The 15,105-nt window shown below is 45.4% G+C and carries 10 protein-coding genes; all 10 read left to right on the top strand.

All coding sequences use genetic code 11. From position 1 onward, the window contains the following. The first annotated feature begins 162 nt into the window (after nucleotides 1-162). On the top strand, nucleotides 163-4,164 hold the full coding sequence (locus BACCOP_RS00520) for a tape measure protein (RefSeq protein ID WP_007564988.1): 4,002 nt from the start codon (nucleotides 163-165) through the stop codon (nucleotides 4,162-4,164). 2 nt (nucleotides 4,165-4,166) lie between these two features. Next, nucleotides 4,167-4,652, top strand: coding sequence for a hypothetical protein (locus BACCOP_RS00515; RefSeq protein ID WP_007564986.1), 486 nt, complete (start codon nucleotides 4,167-4,169; stop codon nucleotides 4,650-4,652). Then, nucleotides 4,649-5,575 carry a hypothetical protein gene (locus BACCOP_RS00510; protein ID WP_007564984.1) on the top strand — a complete coding sequence of 309 codons (927 nt, stop codon included), beginning with the start codon at nucleotides 4,649-4,651 and terminating at the stop codon, nucleotides 5,573-5,575. Before BACCOP_RS00515 ends, BACCOP_RS00510 begins: the two co-directional genes overlap by 4 nt. A 4-nt stretch (nucleotides 5,576-5,579) precedes the next feature. After that, nucleotides 5,580-6,320 (top strand): hypothetical protein, encoded by a 741-nt coding sequence (locus BACCOP_RS00505; protein ID WP_007564982.1) that lies wholly within the window; start codon nucleotides 5,580-5,582, stop codon nucleotides 6,318-6,320. A gap of 17 nt (nucleotides 6,321-6,337) precedes the next feature. Then, nucleotides 6,338-7,093, top strand: coding sequence for a hypothetical protein (locus tag BACCOP_RS00500; RefSeq protein WP_007564980.1), 756 nt, complete (start codon nucleotides 6,338-6,340; stop codon nucleotides 7,091-7,093). 32 nt (nucleotides 7,094-7,125) lie between these two features. After that, nucleotides 7,126-8,562 (top strand): hypothetical protein, encoded by a 1,437-nt coding sequence (locus tag BACCOP_RS00495; protein ID WP_007564978.1) that lies wholly within the window; start codon nucleotides 7,126-7,128, stop codon nucleotides 8,560-8,562. Nucleotides 8,563-8,632: 70 nt separating this feature from the next. After that, nucleotides 8,633-9,001 carry a hypothetical protein gene (locus BACCOP_RS00490; protein WP_007564976.1) on the top strand — a complete coding sequence of 123 codons (369 nt, stop codon included), beginning with the start codon at nucleotides 8,633-8,635 and terminating at the stop codon, nucleotides 8,999-9,001. Between the two features lie 307 nt (nucleotides 9,002-9,308). Continuing rightward, the gene (locus BACCOP_RS00480; protein WP_007564973.1) at nucleotides 9,309-10,334 is read left to right on the top strand and encodes an RNA-directed DNA polymerase; all 1,026 of its coding nucleotides are present in this window, start codon (nucleotides 9,309-9,311) and stop codon (nucleotides 10,332-10,334) included. Next, entirely contained in the window at nucleotides 10,318-10,731 is a 414-nt protein-coding gene (locus BACCOP_RS00475) for a hypothetical protein (RefSeq protein WP_007564971.1), read from the top strand. The genes BACCOP_RS00480 and BACCOP_RS00475 overlap by 17 nt, the downstream gene beginning before the upstream one ends. A gap of 186 nt (nucleotides 10,732-10,917) precedes the next feature. Next, the gene (locus BACCOP_RS19150; RefSeq protein WP_007564969.1) at nucleotides 10,918-15,024 is read left to right on the top strand and encodes an autotransporter outer membrane beta-barrel domain-containing protein; all 4,107 of its coding nucleotides are present in this window, start codon (nucleotides 10,918-10,920) and stop codon (nucleotides 15,022-15,024) included. Nucleotides 15,025-15,105 lie beyond the last annotated feature (81 nt).

Here is a 15,105-nt window from a genome sequence, read left to right as displayed (position 1 = left end):
CTATACGAACATGATAATGTACGGGGCTATTCTCCCGACATACGATAAAAAGAAAAATGACGGAAAAAAGGATGAAGGACAAAAAGTTATCAAGGCAGATGACCCAAGAAACAAAGAAGAAGTAAGGAAATTTTTTGAAACCTGTGATTAAAGGCAGAAACAATGAACAACGATAAAGGAAGACTGAATTACGGTGTCGGGCTTGACAACTCCCAGTTAAGGGTAGGAGTAGCCGAATCACGGCGTTTGCTCCAAGGCATAGGGCAGACAGCGGTTGACGAAGGCGCAAGGATTGACGATTCATTCAAAAGAATCGGCAGGACTGTCGCAGGCGTGTTTGCCGTGTCTCAGATAAAAGATTTCATCACGCACGTTGCGACTGTCCGTGGAGAATTCCAACAGCTTGAAATCGCTTTCAAAACCATGCTCGGCTCTGCGGGTCAGGCAGATGTTTTGATGACCCAGCTTGTCAAGACAGCCGCCACAACTCCGTTCGGTCTGAAAGACATCGGTCAAGCCGCAAAACAGCTTCTTGCATACGGTGTCGCCGCAAATGACGTGAACAGCACTTTGATACGCCTCGGGGACATCGCCGCCGGGCTTTCAATCCCTATCAACGACCTTGCCTATCTGTACGGAACGACAATGGTTCAAGGACGTTTGTACACACAAGACCTGAACCAATTCTTGGGGCGTGGTATTCCTCTTATGGAAGAACTCGCAAAACAGTTCGGCGTAGCTGAAAATCAGGTCAAACAACTTGTAGAAGACGGAAAAGTCGGATTCCCCGAAGTTCAGAAAGCCATTGAGAACCTGACCAACGAGGGCGGTAAGTTCGGCGGTCTTATGGAAGCTCAGTCAAAAACAATCACAGGGCAGATTTCAAACATTGAGGACGCAATCGACACAATGTTCAATGCCATAGGTCAGTCACAGGAGGGGGTAATAAACACCTCTCTTGGTCTTGTCTCAACCCTGATTGAGAACTGGGAAACAGTCGGTAACATCCTTTTGACAATCATCGCTACATACGGGGCATATAAAGCCGCCGTTATCGCTGTCGCAGCCGCACATAAATTGATGAACATTTGGGGAACTGTTAGTGCTTTTCTGTCTCTAACAACCTCTATACGTTCAGCCAAAGACGCTATGTTGCTTTTCAACATGGCTGTAAAAGCAAATCCGCTTGGTTTGGTTCTGTCTGTTCTTGCAGCCGCCGTGACAGCTTTCCTTGCTTTCAGAAAATCAACGGACGAAGCCGCTGACGCTCTGAAAAAGGAACGTGAGGAAGCCGAAGCGTTCAACAAACAGGTTAGCGAATCAGCGGGCAAAGCCATTTCAACGTATAAACGTCTTCAAGACGAATACAAGAAATGCAAGTCAGCCCATGAAAAGCGTGAGTGGATAAAAGAAAGTCAGACGAAGTTCAAAGAATTGGGAATTGCCGTCAACAGCGTCAATGATGCTGAAAACATCTTTGTCAAGAACACTTCCTTGATGATGAAAGCATTTCAGAAACGTGCGGAAGCCGCCGCATGGCAATCCCGTCTTGATGAAGCCTACGCAAAGAGGGTTGAACGCCAAATGGCTCTTGAAGACCAAATGGATAAGATTCAGGCGGGAAGCAAAGTGCCGGGATATTCACACACGACACAAGGAGGCTATGAATACGTTGACCGCAACGGAGCATGGGTTTACACCGAGGCAGGTGCGAGAAAAGCCCGCGAAGCGTTCAAACAGACAATCGCCAATGACCCTGTTCTGAACGAAATAGACGCTCGTATAAACAAGTATTCCGAGAAAATGACCTCTGTTTCATCTGACTTTCAAAAACTGTTTGAACAAGCGGGTACAAGCCAGAAGACAACGCAGGAAAAGAACGAGGAAAAGAGACTCGCTAAAGAACAGCAAAAAATCGCCGATGAAACAGCCCAACGCACGGCTAAAATCAAGGAGTATTCAGCAAAGGTTTCAGAAGCAGTTTCACAAGCCGAGATAGACATCCGTCAGGCTCAAATCAACGAACTTGAAGACGGTTATGAAAAGACCGTTGCGCAGGTGCAGTTGAACTATGACCGCCTTATCGCCGAGAACGATAAACGGGCGCAGAAAATGATTGAAGACCTGAAAGACAAAAAAGTGCTTGAATGGCTCAATCAGAACCCGAAAGCGACAAAGGAACAACAGCTTGAATACCGGGCTTCCTTGAACCTGACAACCTCTGACCTTTCTTCCGAGCAGCAAGCAATGTTAAAGTCTTATGCCGAAGTTGCAAGGCAGATTCAAGTCAAAGGTAACAAACAAGCCCTTGACGATATGATGAAAGACATTCTGACCTATGAACAGCAACGTCTAAAAATAACAGAGGAATACGAGAAAAAACGTGAAAGCCTCTATGAAACAGATAAAGACGGCAACAAGAAGCTCCGTAAGGGTGTCACACAAGGAAACGTGGACGAACTGAACCGTGCTGAACAGGAAGCCTATAAAGGCATAGACGAACAGTTCGCACAACGTGAAGAAACGTATCAGGCATGGTGCGATGAAATAGCGGAACTAACCCTTAAACAGTTGAAGAATGTATTAGCGGAGGCAGAAAAGGAACTTGCCGAACTTGAAAAGAACGGCGGGTCTTCTGATAAAATCGCTGTTGCCCGTGCCAAAGTCGCAACAGCCAAAAAGAATGTTGAGAAAGCACAGGCTAAAAATGATATAAATCCCGGCAAACGCTCAATCAAAGAATGGGAGGACTTGTACAAGACGCTTCAAGAATGTGAACGGGAGTTTGAGAGCATTGGCGACACGGTCGGCGGCGTGGCAGGCGAAATCATTTCAACGGCTGGCAGCATCATGACCGCTTCTCTGTCAATGATAAACGGTATTGTTCAGCTTGTGAATATGTCTGCCACCGGTATTCAGGGAACAGCGACAGCGGCAGCAACAGCCATTCAAACGGTTGAAAAGGCTTCTGTCATCCTGACTATCATATCGGCTGCCATGTCAATAGCCATGCAGATTGTGAACCTGTTCAACAATGATGACAAGAAGCAAGAAGAAATTGAAGCCCTGCAGGATAGAATAGACCAACTCCAATGGGAACTTGACAACGCAGATATTGTGCGGTTACAAGAAAATAGCGGAAAAGCGGTTGAACGTGTGAAACGGGCTTTATCTGAGACTTACAAAGAACTCCTGAGAAATAAAATCGCTGTCAATGACGTAGCAGGGGCTTGGCGACTTCTGTTCAGCAACGTTTCAAACAACGCAGCACTGCTTCAAAAGACCGCAGAAAAACTCGCCACGGCGTATGCAAATATCGCTTACACGGCTGACAAGGCTCTCGGGGGTGAGAAATACAGCAACGCCCAAGAACAGCTTAAAAACCTCGCCCAGCAGCAACTTCTTATTCAAGAACAAATCAGGAATGAAGAAGACAAGAAAAAAACAGACCACGGTAAGATTGATGAATGGAACAGAAAAATTGAAGAACTCGGCGCACAGGCTGTCGCCATCATCAATGACATGGTTGAGGACATCATCGGCGGTTCAAGTTCCGATATTGCCAAAGAACTCGGAGACGCTTTTTTTGAAGCGTTTCAGGCTGGCGAAGATTACGCCGAGGCATGGGGCGATAAGGTCAAAGACATCGTGGCTGACGTGATGAAAAGAATGTTGGTTTCCAAGTTTCTTGAAGAACCTCTTGGGGAGATATTCGACAAGTACAAGGCTAAATGGTTCAAGGACGGTCAGTTTATCGGTCTTGACGCTGTTATCCAATCCATGAGTGGTTTCGCTTCTGACTTGAACGCTGTCGGAACAGATTTCGCCAAGATATGGGAAAACCTGCCTGAGAACGTCAAATCAATGTTTGAGGTAACAGCAGACGCAACCCGTGAAGCCTCTCAGAAAGGAATCGCCACAGCTTCGCAAGAAAGTGTTGATGAATTGAACGGACGTGCGACAGCCATTCAGGGGCACACGTATTCAATCGCTGAGAACACGAAAATCATTCTTTCTGTCGTGAACATGATTTTACAGTCAGTATTGAACATTGAGAAACACACCGAAAACATGGCAGGACGCATTGAACGCATTGAAAGCTCAGTCAAAGAGACAAAAGATACAGTTAACGATTTCGCCTTGAAAGGCATAAAAATGATATAAGTATGGAAGACATTATTAGACAAGTTTACGCCCAATGGAGGGTTGCCAAAGAGCAAGCCCGGCAGGAGTGCGATAGCCGTTCCCTGCCAAATATGGCAGAGAAATACCGTATGTGTGATATGTTCAAAGGCACGGAAGATTTACAGAGCCTTATACGGCTGTTCACAAGCCCACAAGGTATGGAGTTCTGTATCAAACACCGTTTCCCGAATATAGCGACTTTCAGGCTGTTCAAGCCGTTCAACCCCGAGAAGTACGGTGTTTACATTGATGCGGGTATAATCACGCTGAGAAACCCGGGAAAAGCGGTTCTTATCGGGCGTACAAACGCAACGATAAACTGTGACACGCTTGAACGCCATGAAATTTTTCTTCTTCACGGGGCTAAAGCGTTCATCAACGCCTCGGGCTGGGCGGTTGTTTCCGTCAAGGGGTCAACGGGTTGCCAACAAATTCGTAACGTGTCAGGAAATGCGGTAATATTATGATGTCAGGACGATTTTACATAGACGGTAAGGATGCGTTCACAGAGTACGGCATCTATGTTCAGGAGGGGGGCTACAACGAACTTGTGGCGTTCCCGCCTCTGAAAGCGGTCACAAGCAACGACTGGCAGGAAGAAGACGGCATAGAACCTGACTTGTCAGAACCTACCTTGAACACGAAGGAATTTTCCTTAAAAATTGTTCTCTCAGGCATGGATTACCGTTGGGGAGGCTTCATAGAACGATTGTCAGACAAAGCCTATCATACGTTTGATTTCAGGGAGATAGGACGTACTTACCGTCTTCGTCTTGTGTCAAACCCTAACACGGATTTGGCAACGCATCTCGGTTTCATCACGATAAAGCTTGCCGATGATTTCCCTTTGGACGGGTACACCTACAAAGAACCTGAAAGCACTGTTCCCGGTTCTGATTATTATGAACTTGACGGGAAGCCGTTCTCTGTTTATGGGGTTCATGTGTTGGAGGGAACGCTTAATGAAATAGAGAAATCGCCGAATGTCAAGACCAGCCTCCTGCGCAATATCAACAAATTGAACGGGGCTTTGTATGACGGGGAAAAAGTGACCTATAAGGCAAAGGACGTAAAGATAAACTGCCTTATGAAAGCCGCCTCACTGACTGAACTGTGGCGCAACTATAACGCTCTGCTGTATGACCTTGTGCGTCCTGAACAACGGCTGTTATACTCTGATGAAACGGGATATGAATACCCCTGCCATTATAAAAGCTGTTCCGTGTCCGAGTTTTACGCCTCTGATAAAATATGGCTCAAATTTACCGTTACCGTATGCTTCATTTCATTCAGGCTTGAAGACGATGAATTTGTGCTTGCCACGGAAACACGGGATTTGGTTGTGACAGAAGACGGGGAGTTTGCGATTGACTTACGAAAAATAATATGACATTATGGGATTGAAAAGAATTAAAATCAGCGAATTAACCCTTTCCGACAATCTGAAAGGATTATACACTATCGGCGTTAAGCTGATAAATGGGGTTCAAACGAGCGTCAAGGTCAGTCTGGAACACATTCAGACCGCCTATGAAAATGCCGTAGCCGCAACGAAAAAAGCCGAGACAGCCGCCAATAGTGCGAACACCGCAGCGGGTTCAGCCAACAGTGCCGCTTCCTCTGCCAACAGTGCGGCTACGAAAGCAAACACGGCGGCGGGAAACGCTGACAAGGCAACCGCAGCAGCAAATACCGCCACAACCAACGCAAACAATGCGGCAACAAAGGCAAATACCGCCGCTTCCAATGCGGACAATGCCCGTGAAGATTTAGAAGAGATAAAGGAAGCCGCCGTGACCGCCACCAACTCAGCCAACAGTGCCGCTTCCTCTGCCAACAGTGCGGCTACGAAAGCAAACACGGCGGCGGGAAACGCTGACACGCAAGCTGACCGGGCAAAGGAGCAGGCTGACAACCCGCCCAAAATGGGAGACAATGGAAATTGGTGGAAATGGGATGAAGCTCAGAAAAAGTATGTCGATACAGGTGTGCTCGCAAAAGGCGGCGTGCTGTACCCGACATTCAGCATAGACGATGATGACATGATTCTATACATGGAATTTGAAGATGAAGTAAGCGACAAACTTATCAAGTTTGATGAACAGACGGGAGAACTTTATTTGAATGTTGGATAACTTAAAGTTACACGAATATGACAAAGATACCTTTAGGAAAAGTGGCGTTTACGGACGCAGGTTCTTATAACGCCGGAAAGACTTACAAGCGGTTTGACTTTGTTGACACGGAAGACAGTTCCTATTTGTCGTTACAAGACAATAACAAGGGACACGCCGTCACTGAAACCGCTTGGTGGAAATGCCTCGCACGGGGCACAAAAGCCACAGAAGCCGCAAAAAAAGCCAACGATGCGGCTGCATTGGCAAACGAAAAAGCTGTGGCGGCAGATACGGCGGCTGGGCGTGTGAATGCCGCAATAACGCAAGCCAATACCGCTGCCACAAACGCTCAACAACAAGCGTCAGCCGCAGGAGAAGCGGCGGCAGAAGCAACGGTAAGTGTGGCTGAAATGAACGCCGCCCTCGCCCGTTTGGAAGAATTGGAACAGACAATCACGGCTAAAGACCGTAAACAGCCAACGGGAATGACATTAGAGTTTCCTAAAAAAATAACAAAAGGGAACAAAGACATTCTGAGAGTAATAGCTACCCTATCCCCGGCGGGAACGGGTAACAATGTCCTTTTCTTGGGCGATGACAAAGCGGTTTCCGTTGCCCCTGACGGTTTTCTGACCGTGAACAGTGTCGGCATAAGCAAAATACACGTCATTCCGACAGAAAACACAAGCATTTATCGAACCATTGATATTGAAGTCGTTCCGCAGTCTGTCAGGCTTTGCACGAAATCAACTTTGCGCCTAACCGCAAATGGCAAATTCAGGTTCAATTAAAATAATTTTTCAACAAATAAAACTTTTAAATTATGGCACTATCAACAGATGAAGAAAACAAAGTAAGGGAAATCATTGAAGCGTTCACAAACGGAAAACGATTGAGTGACCTGCCTGACGTTTCAGGCAACAACCCGTTCAAACTGTTATGTGAAGTATTGGAAGACGGGGAAAGCAAGAAAGCGGCTCTCGCAGCCATGTTGCCCTACATGGAAGAAAACTGTATGTACGGCATTGAATATGATGTCACGGTATCATCCCCTGACGTTACCCGTATCGGTAATATGTCACTTCATAAATCCCTGCCCGTACACAACCGCATGAAAGGTTGTCTTCTTGATGACAACGGGAACGTGGTTGAATATCTCAACCCATCGGATTGGACGGGTCAGACCCGTGACGGCTCACGTGGGCAAGTCATGGTTGAACTTCCGATGTATTATCGCAAGTTTGAAACAGAGGGTAACAAACGCCGTGTGAAGTTCTCTGAATACCCTCTGCCCGGCTATCATCAAGTGAAGAAGAAATACGTTTCGGCTTATGAGGCTTCCGTACAGCGTTCAACAACCAAACTATGTTCAGTTGTGAATGACGGTGCGGATTACAGGGGCGGTGGCAATCAGTCAGATTGGGACAACACATACCGTTCCGTACTTGGAAGACCCGCAACGTCTATTTCACGTACCAACTTCCGTGCCTACGCCCGGAAAAGAAAGCTGTCAACAAAAGAATGGAACTGTATGACATACGACATTCAGAAAGACATTTATTGGCTGTTTGCCGTTGAATACGCCACACTCAACTCACAAAAGGCGTACAACGCCGCAAAAGACAGCAACGGCTACGCACAAGGCGGTCTCGGAGACGGGGTTACAACACTTGACAGCGGCAAATGGAACACGTTCAACGGTTATTATCCTTTTATCCCTTGTGGCTATACAGATGAACTCGGTAACAGAACAGGCGAAAAAGAATACACCATGCCCGCTGAATATGACGCTTCTTCAAAGAAAGTCAAAGTGTGCCGTTATCGTGGTATTGAAAACCCGTTTGGGCATATTTGGCAGTGGACGGACGGTATCAACATTCAAATACAGTCAGCCGCCGCAGGAGGGCTGAGTAAGGTTTTCGTCACAGATGACCCCGAGAAGTTCAATGACAGCAATTATACGGGTTATTCCCATGTCGGCAATGAAGCCCGCACGGAGTCTTATGTGAAGTCAGTCATTTTCGGAGAGGGAGGCGAAATCATCCCTGATGTTGTCGGAGGCGGTTCTACGACTTATTTCTGTGATTACCACTATACCAACATACCAAGTTCAGGCGAAGTGTTACGTGGTGTCCTGTTCGGCGGTAGCGCGGCTAACGGTGCGTCTGCGGGTCTCGCTTGTGCGCATTCGACTAACGCCCCCTCGGCTGCGAATGCGAACATCGGTTCTCGCCTTTGCTTTATACCCACGTCAGCGTAACACGCTTTGAGTGATAACCTTTTCCCTGCCTCTTTGTGGGGCAGGGTTCAAATAATAACAGTATAAAACGATGATTGAAGAAATGAACAACATACCAAAAGAAGATGACGGAAGCCTCGCTTTCCTGAATATCCCGAGAGATGAAAACAGCAGGAGTTTCAATTGTGATGAAACGACACAATCAAAACTCGTAAACACCACGTTTTGGGTGGTTGATTTCATTGAAGAAGTTCCGACAAGATTCAGCAAGGCTAAAGGAGTAAAAGGTCAGACGCTTGTAAAAATCAAGCCATCAAAAGACAGTTTGGAATCAGATGCCAAGAAATTTTTCACTGGTTCATCCGACATTCTTTATGTTTTGAAGAAAATCAAAGAAATGAATAAGTTTCCCCGAAAAGTTACTTTGAGGGGTAACGGTAACAGATATTATTTTGAATAAGAAAACAATGAAATAACAAAATAAAAAGGTGGGTCATTCTTGTGGTGTCCTGTTCGGCGGTAACGCGAATAACAGTGCGAATGCAGGTCTCGCTTATGCGAATTCGAATAACACCCCCTCGAATACGAATGCGAACATCGGTTCTCACCTATGCTTTAAAATTGGTTTTGACAATATGAAACAAAATAAAAGAATGACAGCCTTGCCACTTGGCAAAAAAATTCAAGCAAACCTCCTAAAAGTGTTGGTAGGAACGCCTGTTGTATGGGCTACCGAAAACTCTGACTAAGAAAAGCAAAGCAGAAGCATGAAAAGAATAGGAAACTTATATAAGACCATAATCTCCGTTGAGAACTTGCGGGAAGCTGACAGAAAGGCTCGCAAGGGTAAAACGCACACATACGGGGTCAGGGTTCACGACAAGAACCGTGAAGCGAATATTCTTGCCTTACATGAAGCCTTGCTGACAAAGACGTTCAAAACCTCTCCTTATGATGTCTTCACGATTTTTGAACCAAAGGAAAGGCTTATTTTCCGTCTTCCGTACTATCCCGACAGAATAGTACATCACGCAATTATGAATGTTCTTGAACCGATATGGGTCAGGACTTTCACGCACAATACATTTTCATGCGTTAAAGGGCGTGGGATTGAGGGATGTGCCCGTCATATAGATAAAATCATTGAGAAATACAGAGGAAAGCCCATGTACTGTCTCAAAATTGACATAACAAAATATTATCCCTCCATAGACCATGAAACCTTGAAAAAGATTGTGCGCAGGAAGATAAAGGACAAAGACCTTTTATGGCTTCTTGACGAAATCATAGACAGCGCACAAGGTCTTCCAATCGGGAACTATCTCTCACAATATCTCGCAAACCTGTTCTTGTGCTATTTCATGCACCGTGTGAATGAAGTATTGAAACTTGACGCAGCCGAATACGCTGATGACATCACATTTTTCGCCACATCAAAAGAACAATTGCGGGAAGCGTTCAAAGAGATAAAAAGAATACTTGAAGAAGAACTGAGGCTGAAAATAAAGGGAAATTATCAGATATTTCCTATCGCAAAGAACCGTTATGATAGAAACGGGCGTGCGCTTGATTATGTCGGTTATATGTTCTTCCGTGAACAGAAACTTATCCGAAAGAACATTAAGAAGAATTTTTGCCACGCCACAGCACGGCTGAACCGCCGCAAACCTCCGCTTGACGCAAAGGCTTATAAGCAGGCTGTCGCCCCGTGGCTCGGTTGGGCGAAACATAGTGATAGCAAACATTTATTAAAAACAATCATTAAACCGTGTTATTATGATAGCATTTTATGACAATCAGCCGACCAAATTGGAGGCTGTCGGAAACGGAAGTTACGTTTACCGCTTCAACATTCAGAAAGTTGAAAAACCCGCCACCGTTGAACCAAGCGAACTCGCTTCTGATGATGAAGCCCCAGTTCAGGAACAATGGAAATGTGAAGAAGTTACCGTGTGGGCTCCGCTTTCTTCAAACAAGATAACTGAAACAGTTATCACGGAGAAGTGGGACAACAACCGGGAACAAAAACTTGTGAATGAGTTCAACGCAGCGAACCTCGGTATGATTGGAGGCGCGAAGTCAAGTGAGGAAGCCAAGGCAAAGATTGAGGCATACAAAGCCTATCTTTCCGAGCGTGCCACCCTGAAAGCACAAGTGGATGCAGATTGTCTTGAATACGGTATTCTGTAACTTGTAAAAACCTCTTCCCGTCACGTTATTCAAGCATAAGATGTGACGGGAAGAATTATTATTCTTAAAAAAGCCTTTTTTAGCCCCGTAGAACGCCTAAAAAGTGATTACAATATAATCATACTATTTTAAAAAGAAAGTTCAACCACGGGGAAATTCGGGAAAAATAACTCAAAGTTTAGAAATATGATAATTTACAATAATGTCGGGAACAAGGTTCTTGAAATCGAGGTTGACGATAACAGTTATCGTAATAGGGCTGTCATGGGAGACCATAGTTTAACGTTGTACTATTCGCTCCCTGAACACGTTGAAATCCCAGTAGGCTCTTACTGTGAGTTTCAAGGCGAAACGTTCACGCTCAAACGCCCGGAGAATTTCAAGATGAAACATAAAAGACTGTTTGAATACACGGTGCTTTTTGACCCGCCCGAAGCAAACGCAAAAGTTTGGAAATTCAGAAACCCGGTTGACGGACGTTTGAAATTTTCGTTGACTGCAAAGCCGCATGAACATCTTCAAATGTTTGTTGACAATATGAACCGCCGTGACAAAGGATGGACGGTTGGCGAATGTATTGACGGTGTTGAAACCCTGATTGCCTATGACCATGATTTTTGTATTGACGCTCTAACCCGCATGGCTTCAACGTTCAAGACAGAATACGAGTTTACGGGAAAACGTGTGTCATTACGTAAGATTGAATACAACAAAAGTAACCCCCTCCCGCTGTCTTATGGATGTGGCAACGGGTTCAAGCCGGGTGTCGGACGTTCAAATACGGGAGACAACCCGCCAACGGAAATTTTGTTCGTTCAAGGCGGTACGGACAATATAGACCCGTCAAAATACGGTTCTTCCGAGCTTCTTCTTCCCAAGAACCAAACACTCGCTTATGACGGCGAACATTTTGAAGATGAAGACGGCTTCATAGCCAAGAACGCCCGCCGTTATGTCGTTGATGAAGCAGGGCTTTCAATACGCCGTGATGACAAACAACTGTCATCACTCGCCGAAGATAGTCTTGACTGTTCTGAGATTTACCCGAAACGTGTCGGTACGGTCAACACGGTTGTAGTTGTTGATGAGAAAAACAACTTTTATGACATTGTTGACACGTCAATCCCGTCTTCACTGAATTATGAAGAATGCTTGATAGAGGGGGAAACTATGACCGTTGTTTTTCAGACGGGTATGCTTGCCGGACGGGAGTTTGAGGTTAAATATTATCATAATGCCGTTAAAGGAAAGGCGGCACGCCGTTTTGAGATTGTTCCCGCAGACATAGACGGGCAAACCATGCCAAATACCACATTCGCCCCTAAATCGGGCGATAAATATGCCGTATTCAAATGTATGCTTCCCACGGCTTACATTTGTGATAACGCCACGAAAACAGGCGCATCATGGGATATGTTCCGGGCGGCTGTAAAACACCTGTTTGATAATGAAGACCTGAAATTCACTTTCACGGGGGAACTTGACGGGATATGGTCGAAAAAAGATTGGGTAAACATCGGGGGGCGCATCAAACTCGGAGGATATATCCGTTTCTCTGACGATCAGTTTCAGAAAGACGGTGTTCTCGTGCGTATAACGGGGATAAAAGATTATATCAACAAACCACATAGCCCCGTGATTGAACTTTCAAACACAACGGTAAGCGGCAGTGTTTCATCAACATTGAATGACCTGAAAAGTGAGGAAGTCATCGTTGATGACCTACACCGTGACGCTATTCAATTCACAAAAAGACGGTTCAGGGATGCAAAGGAAACAATCAGCATGTTGGAAGAAGCCCTGCTCGATAACTTCACGAACTCAATCAACCCGATTGCCGTTCAAACGATGTCAATGCTTGTAGGCGATGAAAGTCTTCAATTCCGTTTTGTGAACTCAAAGACAAGCCCCGTCCCGGTTACGCACAGAATAGTCTATGACAATGAGACGAAGCAACTGACAGCGGAAGCGGGTATCATACAACACATGACCCTCGGCATCAATACGGTCAGTGCATCACACAAGGTTTCGGAATACAAATTTTGGGATATGACAGCCTACACAAGCGCAGTGCTTGATGACGGGAAGAAGAAGTATTATTTATATGCCAAAGTTTCAAAGACGGCACAAACAGGTGTTTTCATTCTGTCTGAAAACGCAATCAAATTAGAGGGTGTTTCAGGTTTCTATCATCTTCTTGTCGGTGTCCTGAACTCTGAATACAATGAAGAACGGAGTTTTGTCACTCTGTACGGTTTTACAGAAATCCTTCCGGGGCGTATCACGACAGACAAGATTGTTTCCACAGACGGGAACACTTATTTTGATTTATTGAAAGGTATCATATCCGGGCAAATAAAGTTCAAATCAGGTTCATCGGGCTTATATGAACTTGATGAATGGGAAGCCGTGAACGGTTTGATAACTCAGGCTCAGAACACCGCCAACGCCGCCGTTGAGAGCGCAAAGAACGCCAATACCGCCGTTGGAGATTTAAACGACTATGTGGACGGTGCGTTCGCCGACGGCATTATTACGGAAGCGGAAGCGAAAGCGATTGAGAAGTACATCAACACAGTGAACAACACGAAAGCCGCCGTGGAAGCTGCGTATAACAAACTGTACACAAACGCCTATCTTACGGGAACGGCAAAAACCGGGCTTCTGAATGCCAAGGTTACGCTTATGGGCAGTATTGAAAACCTTATCAGCGCAATCAATTCCGCTATCGCCGATGGTAGAACCACTGTAACCGAAAAAAACAATGTTGATAACAAATATGCCACTTTCAACAGTGCGTATGCCGACTTTAACACAGCCGTAGAAGCCGCCAATAAAGCTATTCAAGACACGCTGAAGGGGTATTCAGATTCGGTTCTCAACACCGCCAACGCCGCCGTTGAGAGCGCAAAGAACGCCAATACCGCCGTTGGAGATTTAAACGACTATGTGGACGGTGCGTTCGCCGACGGCATTATTACGGAAGCGGAAGCGAAAGCGATTGAGAAGTACATCAACACAGTGAACAACACGAAAGCCGCCGTGGAAGCTGCGTATAACAAACTGTACACAAACGCCTATCTTACGGGAACGGCAAAAACCGGGCTTCTGAATGCCAAGGTTACGCTTATGGGCAGTATTGAAAACCTTATCAGCGCAATCAATTCCGCTATCGCCGATGGTAGAACCACTGTAACCGAAAAAAACAATGTTGATAACAAATATGCCACTTTCAACAGTGCGTATGCCGACTTTAACACAGCCGTAGAAGCCGCCAATAAAGCTATTCAAGACACGCTGAAGGGGTATTCAGATTCGGTTCTCAACACCGCCAACGCCGCCGTTGAGAGCGCAAAGAACGCCATAGCGAAAGACTTGGGATATACAAATTTCGCTGACTTGGAAAAGAAAGCCGCCGCTAATGAAACCATCATTGTAGGAGGTAAAATCAACACGACATTGATTAATGCTGAACTTATTGTCACGGCGGCTTTGCTTGCCAAATTGGTCAAAGTGACCGAACTTGTTGCGGAACACCTGACAGTTACCGGGAGTTCAAAGATAGCCGGGTTCAGTGTCAGCGGAAACGGGCTTACAAATACCCCGTTTAACAATGATGCGTATGTGATATTCCGTAATGACGCACATAAATGTTTTGCGGGTATCGGAGGAAACGTGCTGCCGACATCATCAGGATTGAGAGCCGTAGCAAGATTTGAGAATGAGGACACGTCCGATTGGTGGGGATTGAACAGGAACATAGCAACTTTGTTCTCCGCAAAAAACGGGCGTTATAACCATGCTTTTTTAGGAAGCGGAAACGGGAATTTGGACGGATGGATAGGAGGTTACAAATACAGCAAATATAATCTGACAAGTGCCAATACTATTTATAGTGGTTATTCAAATCTTAAAGATAATAACCGATGGGTAATTTATAGCAGCGTGGATAATTCAGGCATCACTCTGCCGAAACTTTCAGAGGTAAGGGACGCTCTTAGTATAGGAAGCAGCACTAAGTTCTGTGTGGAATTCACAATTATCGCAGACCTTGATTCAAAGACTTTTGATATATACGGAAGAAACAGCAAGGAAAGTAGTGATAACACCTATCCGTGGAATACGTCTGAATATCCCAATCTGGTACATTGGGACAACGATCATTGGGATAGTTTGGCAATGGGAGCAGGTGACAGTCTCACGGTGTTACTTATATATGATTCAAGTAAAGGTGGCAGCAAAGGCGGTTATCCCCTGACCTATACAGCGAGAGTAATCAATAGACAGAATTAAAAGAGATTACAATTAAACAACTCTAAAAGTGATTACATTATAATCATTTTATATATATTTGCAAATAAAAATCAAAGACTT

Origin of the sequence: Phocaeicola coprocola DSM 17136, assembly GCF_000154845.1 — a bacterium.
GTDB classification, from domain to species: Bacteria; Bacteroidota; Bacteroidia; order Bacteroidales; family Bacteroidaceae; genus Phocaeicola; species Phocaeicola coprocola.
Note: the sequence above shows the minus strand (reverse complement) of the source record. Positions and strands in the feature narration are given on the sequence as shown.

Bases quoted from the DNA above. Each gene is read 5' to 3' on its own strand.
- BACCOP_RS00520 (WP_007564988.1), top strand. From the start codon at position 163: ATGAACAACGATAAAGGAAGACTGAATTACGGTGTCGGGCTTGACAAC.
- BACCOP_RS00515 (WP_007564986.1), top strand. From the start codon at position 4,167: ATGGAAGACATTATTAGACAAGTTTACGCCCAATGGAGGGTTGCCAAA.
- BACCOP_RS00510 (WP_007564984.1), top strand. From the start codon at position 4,649: ATGATGTCAGGACGATTTTACATAGACGGTAAGGATGCGTTCACAGAG.
- BACCOP_RS00505 (WP_007564982.1), top strand. From the start codon at position 5,580: ATGGGATTGAAAAGAATTAAAATCAGCGAATTAACCCTTTCCGACAAT.
- BACCOP_RS00500 (WP_007564980.1), top strand. From the start codon at position 6,338: ATGACAAAGATACCTTTAGGAAAAGTGGCGTTTACGGACGCAGGTTCT.
- BACCOP_RS00495 (WP_007564978.1), top strand. From the start codon at position 7,126: ATGGCACTATCAACAGATGAAGAAAACAAAGTAAGGGAAATCATTGAA.
- BACCOP_RS00490 (WP_007564976.1), top strand. From the start codon at position 8,633: ATGATTGAAGAAATGAACAACATACCAAAAGAAGATGACGGAAGCCTC.
- BACCOP_RS00480 (WP_007564973.1), top strand. From the start codon at position 9,309: ATGAAAAGAATAGGAAACTTATATAAGACCATAATCTCCGTTGAGAAC.
- BACCOP_RS00475 (WP_007564971.1), top strand. From the start codon at position 10,318: ATGATAGCATTTTATGACAATCAGCCGACCAAATTGGAGGCTGTCGGA.
- BACCOP_RS19150 (WP_007564969.1), top strand. From the start codon at position 10,918: ATGATAATTTACAATAATGTCGGGAACAAGGTTCTTGAAATCGAGGTT.